The 12,898-nt window shown below is 40.6% G+C and carries 12 protein-coding genes and 1 pseudogene; 6 read left to right on the forward strand and 7 right to left on the reverse strand.

Annotation, left to right across the window (positions count from 1 at the left end; translation table 11 throughout):
- Window positions 1-225: 225 nt before the first annotated feature.
- On the forward strand, window positions 226-1,818 hold the full coding sequence (gene cshA / locus G574_RS0108565) for a degradosome RNA helicase CshA (RefSeq protein ID WP_029691843.1): 1,593 nt from the start codon (window positions 226-228) through the stop codon (window positions 1,816-1,818).
- A 57-nt stretch (window positions 1,819-1,875) separates the two neighbouring features.
- Here cshA and G574_RS0108570 read toward each other — a convergent pair whose 3' ends face one another.
- The 3 genes from G574_RS0108570 to G574_RS0108580 form a co-directional block, all read right to left on the reverse strand.
- Complete coding sequence (locus tag G574_RS0108570; protein WP_029691845.1) at window positions 1,876-2,139, reverse strand: GIY-YIG nuclease family protein; 264 nt, start codon at window positions 2,137-2,139, stop codon at window positions 1,876-1,878.
- 1 nt (window position 2,140) lies between these two features.
- Window positions 2,141-2,896 (reverse strand): tRNA1(Val) (adenine(37)-N6)-methyltransferase, encoded by a 756-nt coding sequence (locus G574_RS0108575; RefSeq protein ID WP_029691846.1) that lies wholly within the window; start codon window positions 2,894-2,896, stop codon window positions 2,141-2,143.
- A 140-nt stretch (window positions 2,897-3,036) separates the two neighbouring features.
- Window positions 3,037-3,225, reverse strand: coding sequence for a hypothetical protein (locus G574_RS0108580; RefSeq protein WP_017768957.1), 189 nt, complete (start codon window positions 3,223-3,225; stop codon window positions 3,037-3,039).
- 157 nt (window positions 3,226-3,382) lie between these two features.
- Here G574_RS0108580 and G574_RS0108585 point away from each other — a divergent pair, with 157 nt between their 5' ends.
- From G574_RS0108585 to G574_RS10950, 4 genes and pseudogenes are all read left to right on the forward strand, one after another.
- Entirely contained in the window at window positions 3,383-4,132 is a 750-nt protein-coding gene (locus G574_RS0108585) for a lysophospholipid acyltransferase family protein (RefSeq protein WP_029691847.1), read from the forward strand.
- A gap of 491 nt (window positions 4,133-4,623) precedes the next feature.
- Complete coding sequence (locus tag G574_RS0108595) at window positions 4,624-5,298, forward strand: helix-hairpin-helix domain-containing protein (RefSeq protein ID WP_029691848.1); 675 nt, start codon at window positions 4,624-4,626, stop codon at window positions 5,296-5,298.
- A gap of 19 nt (window positions 5,299-5,317) precedes the next feature.
- Window positions 5,318-7,522: a DNA internalization-related competence protein ComEC/Rec2 gene (locus G574_RS0108600; RefSeq protein WP_029691849.1), complete on the forward strand. Its 2,205-nt coding sequence runs from the start codon at window positions 5,318-5,320 to the stop codon at window positions 7,520-7,522.
- A 117-nt stretch (window positions 7,523-7,639) separates the two neighbouring features.
- Window positions 7,640-9,174: pseudogene (locus G574_RS10950) on the forward strand (AMP-binding protein).
- A gap of 47 nt (window positions 9,175-9,221) precedes the next feature.
- Here G574_RS10950 and G574_RS0108610 read toward each other — a convergent pair.
- From G574_RS0108610 to G574_RS0108625, 4 genes are all read right to left on the reverse strand, one after another.
- On the reverse strand, window positions 9,222-9,869 hold the full coding sequence (locus G574_RS0108610) for an amino acid ABC transporter permease (RefSeq protein WP_029691850.1): 648 nt from the start codon (window positions 9,867-9,869) through the stop codon (window positions 9,222-9,224).
- A 15-nt stretch (window positions 9,870-9,884) separates the two neighbouring features.
- Complete coding sequence (locus tag G574_RS0108615; protein ID WP_425423292.1) at window positions 9,885-10,580, reverse strand: amino acid ABC transporter permease; 696 nt, start codon at window positions 10,578-10,580, stop codon at window positions 9,885-9,887.
- A 251-nt stretch (window positions 10,581-10,831) separates the two neighbouring features.
- Window positions 10,832-11,656 carry a transporter substrate-binding domain-containing protein gene (locus G574_RS0108620; protein ID WP_029691852.1) on the reverse strand — a complete coding sequence of 275 codons (825 nt, stop codon included), beginning with the start codon at window positions 11,654-11,656 and terminating at the stop codon, window positions 10,832-10,834.
- Window positions 11,657-11,670: 14 nt separating this feature from the next.
- The gene (locus tag G574_RS0108625; RefSeq protein WP_029691853.1) at window positions 11,671-12,453 is read right to left on the reverse strand and encodes an amino acid ABC transporter ATP-binding protein; all 783 of its coding nucleotides are present in this window, start codon (window positions 12,451-12,453) and stop codon (window positions 11,671-11,673) included.
- Between the two features lie 209 nt (window positions 12,454-12,662).
- On the opposite strand from G574_RS0108625, the gene G574_RS11375 reads away from it, so the two are divergent.
- Window positions 12,663-12,898 (forward strand): transposase (locus G574_RS11375; RefSeq protein WP_029691854.1); only part of this gene is annotated, 236 nt, incomplete at its 3' end.

The raw sequence follows: 12,898 nt of genomic DNA on the forward strand, positions 1-12,898 counted from the left end.
TGTTTATGTTAAATTGCGGTTTAATTCCTATTTTTTTAAATAGGAATGTGTTACACTAGATAAGTTGTCATAATTACTAGCAGATGTGTTGGCTAGAAAAGTTTTCAAACTTTGATTTGCCAAATTTTTATCATGTCATAAGGATTTGAACTGGCTTTTAGTGAGCCAATTGTCTGCACCAGCTTAATAAAGTGGCTTCGCACCACTTTTAGAAAAGAGAAACATTTGAAATTTACAGAATTAAACCTTAGTGAAGATATCCAAGCAGCCGTTGTAACTGCCGGTTTTGAAAAAGCATCACCTATCCAAGAGTTGACGATTCCACTCGCACTTGAAGGAAAAGATGTGATTGGTCAAGCTCAAACTGGTACGGGAAAAACAGCTGCTTTTGGTTTGCCTACACTTCATAAGATTTCTACTGACAGAAACGTGATTCAAGCCCTTGTTATTGCACCGACTCGTGAGTTAGCTGTCCAATCGCAAGAAGAACTTTTCCGTTTTGGTCGTGATAAGGGGGTAAAAGTCCGGTCTGTTTTTGGTGGTTCATCCATCGAAAAACAAATTAAAGCCCTAAAATCAGGTGCTCACATTGTTGTTGGTACGCCAGGACGTTTACTTGATTTAATCAAACGTAAAGCTTTAAAATTGGATAATGTTGAAACATTAATCCTCGATGAAGCTGATGAAATGCTTAACATGGGATTCTTGGAGGATATCGAAGCGATTATCAGCCGTGTGCCAGAAGAGCGTCAAACCCTTCTTTTCTCTGCGACGATGCCTGACGCTATTAAACGCATTGGTGTTAAATTTATGAAAGAACCTGAGCACGTTAAGATCGAAGCTAAAGAGTTAACTAATGTTAACGTTGATCAGTATTATGTTCGTGTTAAAGAGCAAGATAAATTTGATACTATGACACGTCTTATGGATGTTGATCAACCTGAACTATCAATCGTCTTTGGTCGTACTAAACGTCGTGTTGATGAATTGACACGTGGTTTGAAACTTCGTGGTTTCCGTGCAGAAGGTATCCATGGTGATTTGGATCAAAATAAACGTCTTCGTGTTATCCGCGATTTCAAAAATGACCAAATTGATATCCTTGTAGCGACAGACGTTGCTGCACGTGGTTTGGATATTTCTGGTGTTACACATGTTTATAACTATGATATTCCACAAGATCCAGAAAGTTATGTTCACCGTATTGGTCGTACAGGACGTGCTGGAAAATCTGGTGAGTCAATCACATTTGTATCACCAAATGAGATGGGCTACTTGTCAATGATTGAGAAATTGACAAAAAAAGCGATGAAGGGTCTTAAACCGGCGACAGCTGAGGAAGCCTTCCAAGCTAAGAAAAAAGTAGCTCTAAAGAAAATTGAACGTGATTTTGCGGATGAGTCTATCCGTGCAAACTTCGAAAAATTCAAGGGAGATGCCGTCCAATTGGCGCAAGAATTCACCCCTGAAGAATTAGCACTCTATGTCTTGAGCTTAACCGTTCAAGATCCAGAGAGCATGCCAGAAGTAGAGATTGCTCGCGAAAAACCATTGCCATTTAAACCATCGGGTGGTGGTAAAGGTAAAGGTGGTCGCGGTAATCGTGAGCGCAACCGTGGAGGTCGTGACAATGACCGTCGCCGCGGTGGTCGAGGAGATCGCCGTCGTGATAATCGCGATGGTGGCCGCCGAGACTTTAAACGTCGTGATGATAAATTCAAAAAAGATAACCGTCGTCAAGATAATAAAAAACCACACAAAAACACCTCAAGCGAAAAGAAAACAGGTTTTGTGATTCGCAACAAAGGTGAGAGATAAAAAGACAATATTAAAGATCGTCTCCACGATGACATTATAAAAAACATAGCAACTCGATTAAGGCTTGCTATGTTTTTTGATATATGCTAATTTTTGCAGACGTGTTTTTTGTTTGAAATAGGCTTCGGCACTTTGGGCTTCTTGTTTGCTTGGGAAGCTTTCTTGATAGAGGAGTTTGACTGGTAGCCGGGCTCTAGTGTATTTGGCACCTTTGCCAGTATTGTGTGTGCTCAAGCGACGCTCGACGTCTGTCGTGTAGCCGGTATAGAGTGTGCCGTCTGCGCATTCCAAGACGTACATATAAGCTTTAATGTCAGTCATGTCATTTGTCCCTTTTGCCAAAATAGATGTCAAAAATGGCATCAGTATAGTCACCGTTATCCTTATGAACAAAGAGTGGTGGCAATATTTTCAAACCGTCTGTCGATCCGTCTTTGATCGCTTCGATCAGAAGCATATTAGCCTCTTTTCCCATTTTAGGATAGACAAACTGGATACGCTTTGGTGCTAAATTGTACTGCCTCAAGGTATCGAGGATATCTAAAAAACGATCGGGTCTATGAACCATGGCAAGACGACCGTTTGACTTAAGAGCGTGTCGTGAGACCTGACAAATCTCTTCTAAATTGGTAGTAATTTCGTGGCGTGCTAGGAGATAGTGCTCAGAGAGGTTTTTTTTGGAAGTTTCTATTGCTTTAAAGTAAGGTGGATTGCAGAGAATGAGGTCAACCTGAGAGCGCGGAACATGGTCTAAAAGATTTTTGAGGTCATCCTGAATCATGACCACTTGATCTTCTAGGTGATTAAGCTGGATGGAGCGTTTAGCCATATCAGCTAAGCGTTCTTGCAGTTCAATTAAAGTGATTGAAGCCTTCGTTCTGGTGCTGGCAAAAAGACCGACAGCACCATTTCCTGAGCAGAGGTCTACAATGCGTCCCTTTGAAGGAATTTTAGGAAAACGGGATAGGAGAACGCTGTCAATAGAGTAGCTAAATACAGCCTTGTTTTGAATAATTTTAACATCAGTTGAGAAGAGCTGATCGATGCGCTCTCCTTCTTGTAAATGGATTTTAGACATAGGAACATTATATCAAAAAAGACTGGTTTTGGAGACCAGTCTGGTGTTAAGGTTAGTTTATTTTTTGGGGTGATATCGGAGGTGATAGGGGATTGAAGTAGTTTGATAGGTGAGAGCTAGTCTTAAGGATATTAGACGCTTTAGTTTTCAGTATTAAGCCAATCATGGTATTTTTCAACCAAATTAATGGCCATTTGGGTAGCTAGGGCTGCAGAGAAAGTTTCGGTTCCTTCTAGACTATCTCCTGCGATTTCAATCTTGCTTTCCTCGTAAATCGCTTTGAGACTTTCTTCGGATAAGGTAGCTTTGAAGGCTTCAAATTGATTCATAACAGATCCTCCTTTGTTGGGTGTTATCTTATTGCCATCATATAGAAAAGGCTTTCATAAGTCAAGTGAAAACTGAAATGCTTTTGCTTGCAGGTATCCAGTTTTCTAAAAGGGTATAAAATGCTATAATAATGAGAGTTTGTATGGAGGAAATGACATGTTTTATGCCTATTTACGTGGTTTAGTTGTCTTTTTATTATGGGTTTTTAATGGTAATGCCCACTATCATAATGAGGAGAAAATTTTACCGGCAGATGAGAATTACATTTTTGTAGCACCGCATCGTACGTTCTGGGATCCCATTTATATGGCTTTTGCGGCTCGTCCCAAGCAGTTTATTTTTATGGCTAAAAAAGAGTTGTTTACCAATCGTATTTTTTCATGGTGGATTCGTATGTGTGGCGCTTTTCCAATTGACCGTGAAAATCCAGGACAAGAAGCCATTAAGTATCCCGTTAATATGTTAAAAAAAGGCGATCGGTCTTTGGTGATGTTTCCAAGTGGCAGTCGTCATTCTCAAGATGTTAAAGGTGGTGTCGCTGTTATTGCGAAAATGGCCAAGGTGAGAATCATGCCTGCCGCTTATACAGGACCGATGACCCTGGGAGGCTTGATGAGTGGAGAACGGGTGGATATGAACTTTGGAAATCCGATTGATATTTCTGATATTCGGCGGATGAATGATGCGGGGATTGCAGAGGTAGCTAGTCGCATTCAGGCGGAGTTTGACCGCTTAGATACTGATAATGACACTTATCGTACTGCTAAAATGAAGCGAAATCCTCTGACGTTACTCTACCGCATTCCGTTAGGTATTATAGCTCTTGTAGCTGTCTTTTTTACCTTACTATTTAGCTTTATTGCCAGTTTTGTTTGGGATCCTGCGAGAACAGTTAAGAAACCTTAATCTTTGCAGGAGACCATTTTTTGAGAATGCTATTTTAAGGGGTATCTTAGATTATTCTTACTTATAAGGTTACTTGGGAGGTTGGGCTGAAGTCCAGCCTCTTATTATTTTACGAGAAAACTAATGCAGTCAGCAGATGTTCCACTGAAAAGGATCAGTGAATTTTTTTGATACGAATAAAGTTCATTATAGTTTTAGCTTCCTAAATCTATTTTAGATCGTTTTGATGCCACTTTGTTTGCACCATTTTAACTCAAAAATCCCTTTCGAGACGTTTTCGGTGACAAGGACAAATGAGAACTTGCTGATAGCTTCTTTAACTGGTTGACGCTTTTCCATTTTTTTTGTTACAGGAAAAGGATGCATCGTTCTCTTTTCTTGTAAGGGGTACTCACTGATAGCAGCTCAAAGCAGGTCTTAAGATTTGTAAAAATTTCAGTTGCCTGAAGTTTTTTGATGTTCTTTGCGAATTATCAGTTAGGAGGATAATCATGCTTGAGGATATTTTAGATAAAATTCGTGAGTATAAACTCATTGCTGGTTTAACACTTGTTATTTTGACCTTATTGATGGTGTGTGGTTTTCTTGTGGTCAATGGTTCACAAAAAGAATTAGAAAGTACGCTGCCATCGTGGTCAAAAGAGGTGTCATCTGATAGTGACACAGCTATTTCTTCAGAAGAAGTCAAAAAGAAGCAGGCGAAAGAGCGAGATACTGATGTTATCACTGTGGATGTGAAAGGGGCTGTCAAAAAGCCTGGTGTTTATCAGTTGCCAGATAAAAGTCGTGTGAACGAGGCTGTTCTTTTAGCGGGTGGTGTGACAGAAGAGGCAGACCGTAAATCAGTTAATTTTGCTCAAAAACTAACCGATGAGGCAGTGATTTATGTGGCAAGCCAAGGGGAAAATATCACAGTTGTTCCTAAAGATCCAGCTGTTTTAGCAAATGAACCAGGTGCTTCTTCAGTGTCAGATAAGATTAATCTCAATACAGCGACGCTTACGGACTTACAAACCATTTCTGGGATCGGTCAAAAGAGGGCGCAAGATATTTTAGATTATCGCGATAGTAGTGGTGGATTTAAATCTGTTGAGGATTTAGCCAATGTTTCCGGTATCGGTGAAAAGACTCTAGAGAAGCTGCGTGAGGAAGTAACCGTTGATTAGACGCTTTTCCCTAAAGCCAATGTATTTGGCTTTTTTGATAGCCTTAACTTATTTTGTCATTCTATCACAATCATGGATAGCTCTAGGTTTGACTTGTATTGCCGTACTTGCCTTGATCAAGCAGTATGACAGGCAGACTATTTGGCAAACTTTCCTTATTATCTGTTTGTTTGCTTCTTACTTTGGGATTGTTAGACACCGTCAAGAGGACTTGGTCAGACAATTGCCAAGTCGGGTTTCAGAGTTGAGGCTAGTACCTGATACAGTTTCAGTTGATGGCGACCTTCTTTCTGTAAGAGCTATGGAGGGTAAGCAAAAGTATCAGGTTTATTACCGTTTAAACTCAAAAGCTGAAAAAGCTTATTTTCAAAATCTTAGCCAGCTTGTTGAACTTGAAGTAGAAGGAAGTGTTGAACAGCCTGCTGAGCAGCGAAATTTCAATGGTTTTCAGTATGCTTCCTATTTGAGGAAGGAAGGGATCTATGGGACTGTACAAATCGCTGTTATTCGAAAAGTTAGTCGGGTCAAGCCGAATTCTCCCTTGGAGTGGGTCCGATTATGGCGACGACAACTTTTAGTCCATATTAATCAACACTTTCCTGAACCGATGAAACACTATATGACGGGTTTGTTGCTAGGTTATTTAGATAAGGCTTTCGATGAAATGGGACAGATTTATAGTAATCTAGGGATCATCCACCTCTTTGCTTTGTCAGGTATGCAGGTTGGTTTTTTTATTGGTCTTTTTCGTTACTTTCTTTTAAGAAGTGGGATTTTGAGAGAAAACCTTGTCTTCTTTCTTGTTCCTTTTGCCTTTCTGTATGCTGGATTAACCGGATTCACTATTTCTGTAGTGCGTAGTCTCATTCAAGCTATTTTAAGTCAATTTGGTCTTAGAAAATGGGATAATTTGGGAGTGACCATTTTAGTGTTATTTATTCTATCACCGCATTTTCTCCAAACAACAGGTGGTGTTCTGTCCTTTGCTTACGCCTTTATCTTATCAACACTCGATTTGGAGCGATATCAGGGACGATCTAAAGTGATTGCTGAGAGCTTAGTGCTTTCAGCGGGGATTTTACCTTTGTTGATTTTTTATTTTGGTACCTTTCAACCCTTGTCAATTCTGTTAACCGCATGTTTTTCAGTTATTTTCGATGTTTTCCTCTTACCATTATTAAGTCTTGTTTTATTAGTCAGCCCCTTGGTAGTTCTAAGGGGACTCAATCCTATTTTTTCCTTTCTTGAGTTCTTTATCAAATGGACGGATCAGCTATCGCCAAAGCCTCTTATTTTTGGTAGCCCTAGTGTAGTGGTTCTCATTTTTATGCTGATACTTTTGGCATGTTTGTATGATTTCTGGAAACAAAAGTTTTTGAGATGGTTTTTGATTTTAGGCATTCTAAGCACTTTTTTCGTGACGAAACATCCCTTGGAGAATGAAGTGACGGTTATGGATGTTGGCCAAGGGGATTCGATTTTCATTAGAGATACCACAGGGAAAAATCTTTTGATTGATACAGGAGGTCGGGTGAATTTTGAAGTCAAAGAGGAGTGGCGAAAAAGGAGAAGTGCATCTAATGCCGAGCGGACGTCAATTCCTTATTTAATTAGTCGTGGTGTTTCGACCATTGACCAGCTGGTCATTACACATACTGATACCGATCACATGGGAGATATGCAGGTTTTGGTCAAACAGTTTCATGTTAAGGAAATCATAGTCAGCCCAGGTGCTATGACGAATTCGTCTTTTGTTAAGGTATTGCAGGATATGAAGGTCAAGGTAAGAATTGTCAAAGCAGGCGATAATTTACCGATTATGGGGTCAGCTTTACAGGTTCTCTATCCTTGGTCTCAAGGAGATGGTGGTAATAATGATTCTTTGGTTTTGTATGGCAAACTATTAGATAAACGTTTTCTTTTTACAGGGGATCTTGAGGTGGAAGGGGAGCATGCTCTTATGGCTAAGTATCCCCACCTTCCAGTGGATGTCTTAAAAGCAGGTCACCATGGATCGAAAGGGTCATCTGATCAAGCCTTTTTAACGTTTACAGATGCTAAGATAGCCCTCGTATCAGCTGGTCTTAAGAATCGTTATCACCATCCCCATCAAGAAACCTTGGAACGTTTTAAAAAGTCAGAAATTCAGGTCTACCGGACCGATCAGGATGGGGCGATTCGTTTTAAAGGTTTCAAGAAATGGCAAATAGAGACCGTCAAGTAAGAAAGAGGAAAATTGTTTAGGGCACTTTCACTGACACGATTTAAAAATCATCAAAAAATAATCTAATTAGTATTATCTTGTGGTATAATAAATTAAAAAATTCACAAATAGGTGTGTATGTTTAAAGAGATAACTTACCGTCCACTCAATCTCTATAGTCAGTTCAAAGAAGCAGCAGAGGCATTTCCGGAAACGGCGATTATTTTAGATAAAGTTTATGAGGCATTTCCGCAGTTGTCATCAGAATCGACTTATCAAGAGGTTCATGAGGCCATTGTTGAAACGGCTGGTCGTTTAGCGAGTTTTGGTATCTCTCAATCTGACAAGGTCATGCTCTATAAAAGTGCCTCATTTGTTACTTACCTGTTGCTGCTGCGGTGACGTATCTAGGTGCCGTCCCCGTAATGGTTTCTTATCATTTACCGAGTTCAACTTTGGATGTTTTTGCGCAGCGTTTGGAGAGCTCTTTTATTATTTATGACCAGGAGACTATGGAACGGGTTACTGGAATGTCAGAAAAAGAGACCACAAGGCTGATTTCTGTACGGGAGCTTGTCCTAGCTGATAGGATGGAGGTAGTTGAGACCCTCTTGCCAGAAGATGTCATTCAATACATGACGCATACGTCTGGAACAACTGGGATTCCAAAACTCATTTGCCATACAGGTCAAACGATGGGCTGGCGTGTAGCTTGGCAACAAACCATCTTCGTCAAAATGAAAAAGCCTGGACTCCTTGCCTTTCACATTTCACCTGTCCATTCGCGTTATAATATTGGGATTTCGTCGGCTACCAATCTAGGATTTCCTATTTCCCCCTTATCATCAGCTCGGGCTCAAGATGTTGAAGACCTTTTAACACTGTACAAACCAATGGCGCTTGAAACGCATCCTAATAATTTTGTGCAATGGTCACGTCTGGCCAAGGAAAAACCTGATGTGTTTAGTAGTATTCAGTTTTATCATTCGACTTTTGATGCCATTAACAAGGCAACTATGAAGGCTTTTCTGACGGCTTCTAAAGATAGTCAACCTGTCTTTATGCAGGTTTATGGACAGAGTGAGTGTGGTCCTATGATTCTGCGTTATCATCGTCTTGAAGATATTGATGAAACCAATGCGCGTGATATGGGAGTAGGACTGGCAGGTTATACCCAGGCGCGTGTGGCTGATGAACATGGAATCATGTTGCCAGCTGGCCAGAATGGTCATATTCATCTTTATTCTAAAGGACGTGCAGTCACTTACTATAAGGAAGATGCACGCTTCCAGGAAAATGTCTATGGTGACTGGTGGGATTCAGATGATTACGGTTGCTTGACTGAAAATGGAACCTTGCTACTGAAAGATCGCCAAGTTGATGTCATTGACCAGATTGATAGCAATCTGGCTTTGGAAGACATGCTTTTGGACCAGTTGGATTTCCTAAGTGAAGTGGTCATTATTCGTGACCGCGAAGGACGTCCACAACCCATTTTATCCTTGGTAGAGGAAGAAGAAATGAACTGGGATGCTTGGTGGCAAGCAGTCAATGATTTACCATTATTGAAAGAACCTATTATTCTAGCTTATGAGGATATTCCGCGAACCGCAACCATGAAAGTGCAACGCCTACAGATGGAGGCAAGTTTGAAAGAGCATGGTCATCTCTAAGAAAGACAAGAAAACCCCACATGGTGCATGCCATGCGGGGTTCAGTATTATTCAGCTCCTTGTGCCCATTTCTTAGCGAGTCGACGAGAATAGGTCGAGATGGCAAAGTTGATGACAAAGTAGATAGCTGTGATGATGAGGTAAAGGGTAAAGACTTGAGCAGGTTCGAAGTATTTACCCATGAGGATTTGGCTTTTTCCGAAAAGCTCTTGTAAAGCAATAACGGAATATAAGAGCGATGTGTCTTTGATGACTGTTACAAACTGTGAAATGATAGCTGGCAACATTTTTCGAATCGCTTGTGGGAAGATGAGGTAAATAAAAATTTGCCAATATGTCATCCCCTGAGATAAGCCAGCCTCTGTTTGTCCATGGTCAACGCCATTTAAACCACCTCGAATGATCTCAGCAAGAGCAGCTGATGTGAAAACAGTGAAAGCTGTGATCCCTGCGGGTGTTGATTTCATTTGGAAAACTAAGAAAATGATGAAGATCCAAAGAAGGTTTGGCACGTTACGGACAAACTCAATGTAGATACTAGCAATCCAGCGCAAAATAGGGTTTTTGCCATTTCGCATGACTGCTAGAATAGTACCGATAATGGTTGAAAACACAATAGAAAGGAAAGAAATATAAAGTGTTAACCAGAGTCCTTCAAGGATAAATTTAATATTTATTGGTGTTAAGACAGACATAAACTCCCCTTTCTATTAAGTATAAGCTTTTTTATTTTCTTCTTCTTTAAGACGCGCCCATGTTGCTAATGGGAAGCAGACGATGAAGTAGAGAAGAGCGGCACCAGCAAAGGCTGGGACATAGTTAGTTGTTTCGTAAGCCCAAGCTTTTGAAACGAACATGATATCTGCGCCAGAAATGATGGCAACCGTAGAGGTATTTTTAATCAAGTTGACCACTTGGTTGGTCATCGGTGGTAAAATTGTCCGGATAGCCTGAGGTAGAATGATGAGCTGCATGGTTTCTTTATAGGTAAAACCTTGAGAAAGTGCAGCCTCTGTTTGTCCTTTTGGAACAGCTTCGATACCTGAACGAATGACCTCTGAAATATAAGCACCATGGTAGATACCGACACAAAGAACGGCTGTCCAGAAGGCAGAGATCATGATGAGACCGTTGGTCATGATAGCTAATCCGTAATAAACGACAACGAATTGAACCAGAAGGGGAGTATTTTGGTAAAGTTCAACGTAGACACGTGCAATGGTTTTTAAGGTCTTGTTTTTAGATGAAGACATGGCACCAAAGATTAATCCTAGGATAAGAGACAGTATCAGAGCACCGATAGACATGCCTAATGTGTAAGCAAAACCTTTAGCAAAATCGCCGAAATTGGCGAAAAAGTCGCCCCAACGAGAAAGGGCAAATGGACTTGTTACTAAGTAATTCAAGATAGTTTCCTTTCTATTGTCGAGCTAGAGTTCGACAAATTGTAAAACTTCCGACGTGTTCAAAAGCATCTCCGAGTGATTTTAGGTTGGTAAAGATAACCTTCTTAAGATATCTGATAGCCTGTCATCACTTATGTCAGAAGAGGAAGCTAATACATGTTTCTCTCTCAAGGAGGATGCTAATTTTCAGGAACGTATCACCTCCTTACGGAAGATTTACGAGTCGGAGAAGTTCAGCTCTTTCTGCGGGGCTACTCAGCAGATGCGGGTTTTAAATCGTACTTATCATAGATTTTTTGCAGCTCGCCTTTATCTGACCATTCAGCTAGGAGGTTATTGATATACTTGGTGAGATCAGCGTTGGACTGCTTACTGGCAATACCGTAACTTTGAGTATTAAAACCTTGATCAAGGATTTCAGTCTTTTTGCTACGGTAGCCTGATAAGATCGATTTATCGACAGAAAAGCTTTGAATACGTTTGGAATAAAGTGAAATAGCAAGTTCTGGATAAGAGCCCAGTTGAACGAAGTCAAATGATAGGTTATGAGCTTTCGCATACTCTTCAATCAAGCCTTTGGTAGTAGAGCCTTGAGCAACACCAATAGTTGAGCCATCCATATCTGCGATAGATGTGAAATGGCTGGCCTTATTCACAAGGAAACCAACCTCGTCAGTGTAATAAGGATCACTGAAACTGTACGACGCTTGGCGCTCAGGAGTAATGGTATAAGTTCCGATAACGATATCGACTTGACCATTATCAATAACGGCTTCACGTGTCTGTGCAGTAACAGGAGTGAAAGAAACTTTGACCCCTAAACTTTTGGCAATGCGTCGCGCAATGTCGATCTCCATACCTTCGTATTTGTTGCTCTCTGGGCTGAAATAACCGAAGTTAGGAACATCTTGCTTAACACCTGCTTTTAGGACACCTTCCTTTTGGATACGCTTAATGACGTCTGATGATAAGAGTTCATCATTTGTTTCAGCAGAAGCTGTTTGTGACCACGAGAGGCTTAAGAAAGCTAGTGTTACGGTTAAGGCGATTACTAGAAGTTGTTTTAATGATTTCATAGGACAACCTCCATCTAAGCTTTACGTTGTTTTTTCTTAGTTTGCACTTTTTCACTGGCGTGATTGATGATCTTGCTGAGGAATTGTTTCGCGCGTGGTTCTTTAGGATTGTCAAAGAATCCAGCAACGTCAGTTGTATCAACTAAGATTTCACCTTCAGCCATGAAAATGATACGGTCAGCTACTTCGCGAGCAAAGCCCATCTCGTGAGTAACCACGACCATGTTCGTTCCTTCGGCAGCTAGGTTTTGCATAACGGCCAGAACATCACCGATGGTTTCAGGGTCAAGGGCTGACGTTGGTTCGTCGAATAGGAGTAGTTCAGGCTGCATGGCAAGCCCACGAGCAATGGCGATACGTTGTTTTTGACCACCTGATAACATACCTGGATAAGAATCTTTACGATCCCACATGTTAACGTAAGTTAAATATTGTTCAGCTATTTTCTCAGCTTCTTGACGTGATTTGCCAAGAACCTTGATGGGAGCTAAAGTTACATTTTCTAACACCGTCATATGAGGGTAGAGGTTGAAGTGCTGGAAAACCATCCCGACTTCTTTGCGTAGCTGAACTAAATCTTTATTGCTTGCGTTAGCTAATTCATGTCCGTTAACTTTTAAGCTACCTGTTTCAATTGATTCAAGAGCATTCATGGTACGGATAAGTGTTGATTTACCTGATCCTGAAGGACCTAAGAGGACAACGACCTGACCTTTTTCAATCTCTAAGTTAATGTTACGAAGAGCATGGTAGTCACCGTAATATTTTTCAACATTTTTATATTCGATAAGTGCCATTAGAAACTCCTTTATAGTTAATAGTGTTACGTTAGAAAACATAACATGGATAATATACTTTAACATAGTAGGGTCACTTTGTCAAGGTTGTGTTTAAAATATTCTGAAAATTATTGTAGCGTTACAATAGATGTGAGACTTCTAGAAGTCAAAAAGAAGATTCCCTGATATGATAAGAGTACCACGACTCATCAAAAAGGAATCTTCTCATGACTAGTATATCACAAAATCTTCGCTATTTACCACATACTCTAGAAACACGTTACCACGCGGTTAAAACCTACCAAAATGGTGCCTCTGTCGCCTTCATCTGTCGACGCTACAAGGTCTCAAAAGCCTCTCTCATACGCTGGAACAAGCGATTCGACGGAACTAAAGAATCGCTGAAAGACCATTCCCATCGCCCTCTAACACCACATCCAAAGGCTCATACCCTGCAAGAGCT

Origin of the sequence: Streptococcus hyovaginalis DSM 12219, assembly GCF_000420785.1 — a bacterium.
GTDB classification, from domain to species: Bacteria; Bacillota; Bacilli; order Lactobacillales; family Streptococcaceae; genus Streptococcus; species Streptococcus hyovaginalis.

Excerpts from the sequence above, each read along its gene's own strand:
- G574_RS0108570 (WP_029691845.1), bottom strand. The coding sequence starts at position 2,139 with ATGACTGACATTAAAGCTTATATGTACGTCTTGGAATGCGCAGACGGC.
- G574_RS0108575 (WP_029691846.1), bottom strand. The coding sequence starts at position 2,896 with ATGTCTAAAATCCATTTACAAGAAGGAGAGCGCATCGATCAGCTCTTC.
- G574_RS0108580 (WP_017768957.1), bottom strand. The coding sequence starts at position 3,225 with ATGAATCAATTTGAAGCCTTCAAAGCTACCTTATCCGAAGAAAGTCTC.
- G574_RS0108585 (WP_029691847.1), top strand. The coding sequence starts at position 3,383 with ATGTTTTATGCCTATTTACGTGGTTTAGTTGTCTTTTTATTATGGGTT.
- G574_RS0108595 (WP_029691848.1), top strand. The coding sequence starts at position 4,624 with ATGCTTGAGGATATTTTAGATAAAATTCGTGAGTATAAACTCATTGCT.
- G574_RS0108600 (WP_029691849.1), top strand. The coding sequence starts at position 5,318 with ATGTATTTGGCTTTTTTGATAGCCTTAACTTATTTTGTCATTCTATCA.
- G574_RS0108610 (WP_029691850.1), bottom strand. The coding sequence starts at position 9,869 with ATGTCTGTCTTAACACCAATAAATATTAAATTTATCCTTGAAGGACTC.
- G574_RS0108620 (WP_029691852.1), bottom strand. The coding sequence starts at position 11,656 with ATGAAATCATTAAAACAACTTCTAGTAATCGCCTTAACCGTAACACTA.
- G574_RS0108625 (WP_029691853.1), bottom strand. The coding sequence starts at position 12,453 with ATGGCACTTATCGAATATAAAAATGTTGAAAAATATTACGGTGACTAC.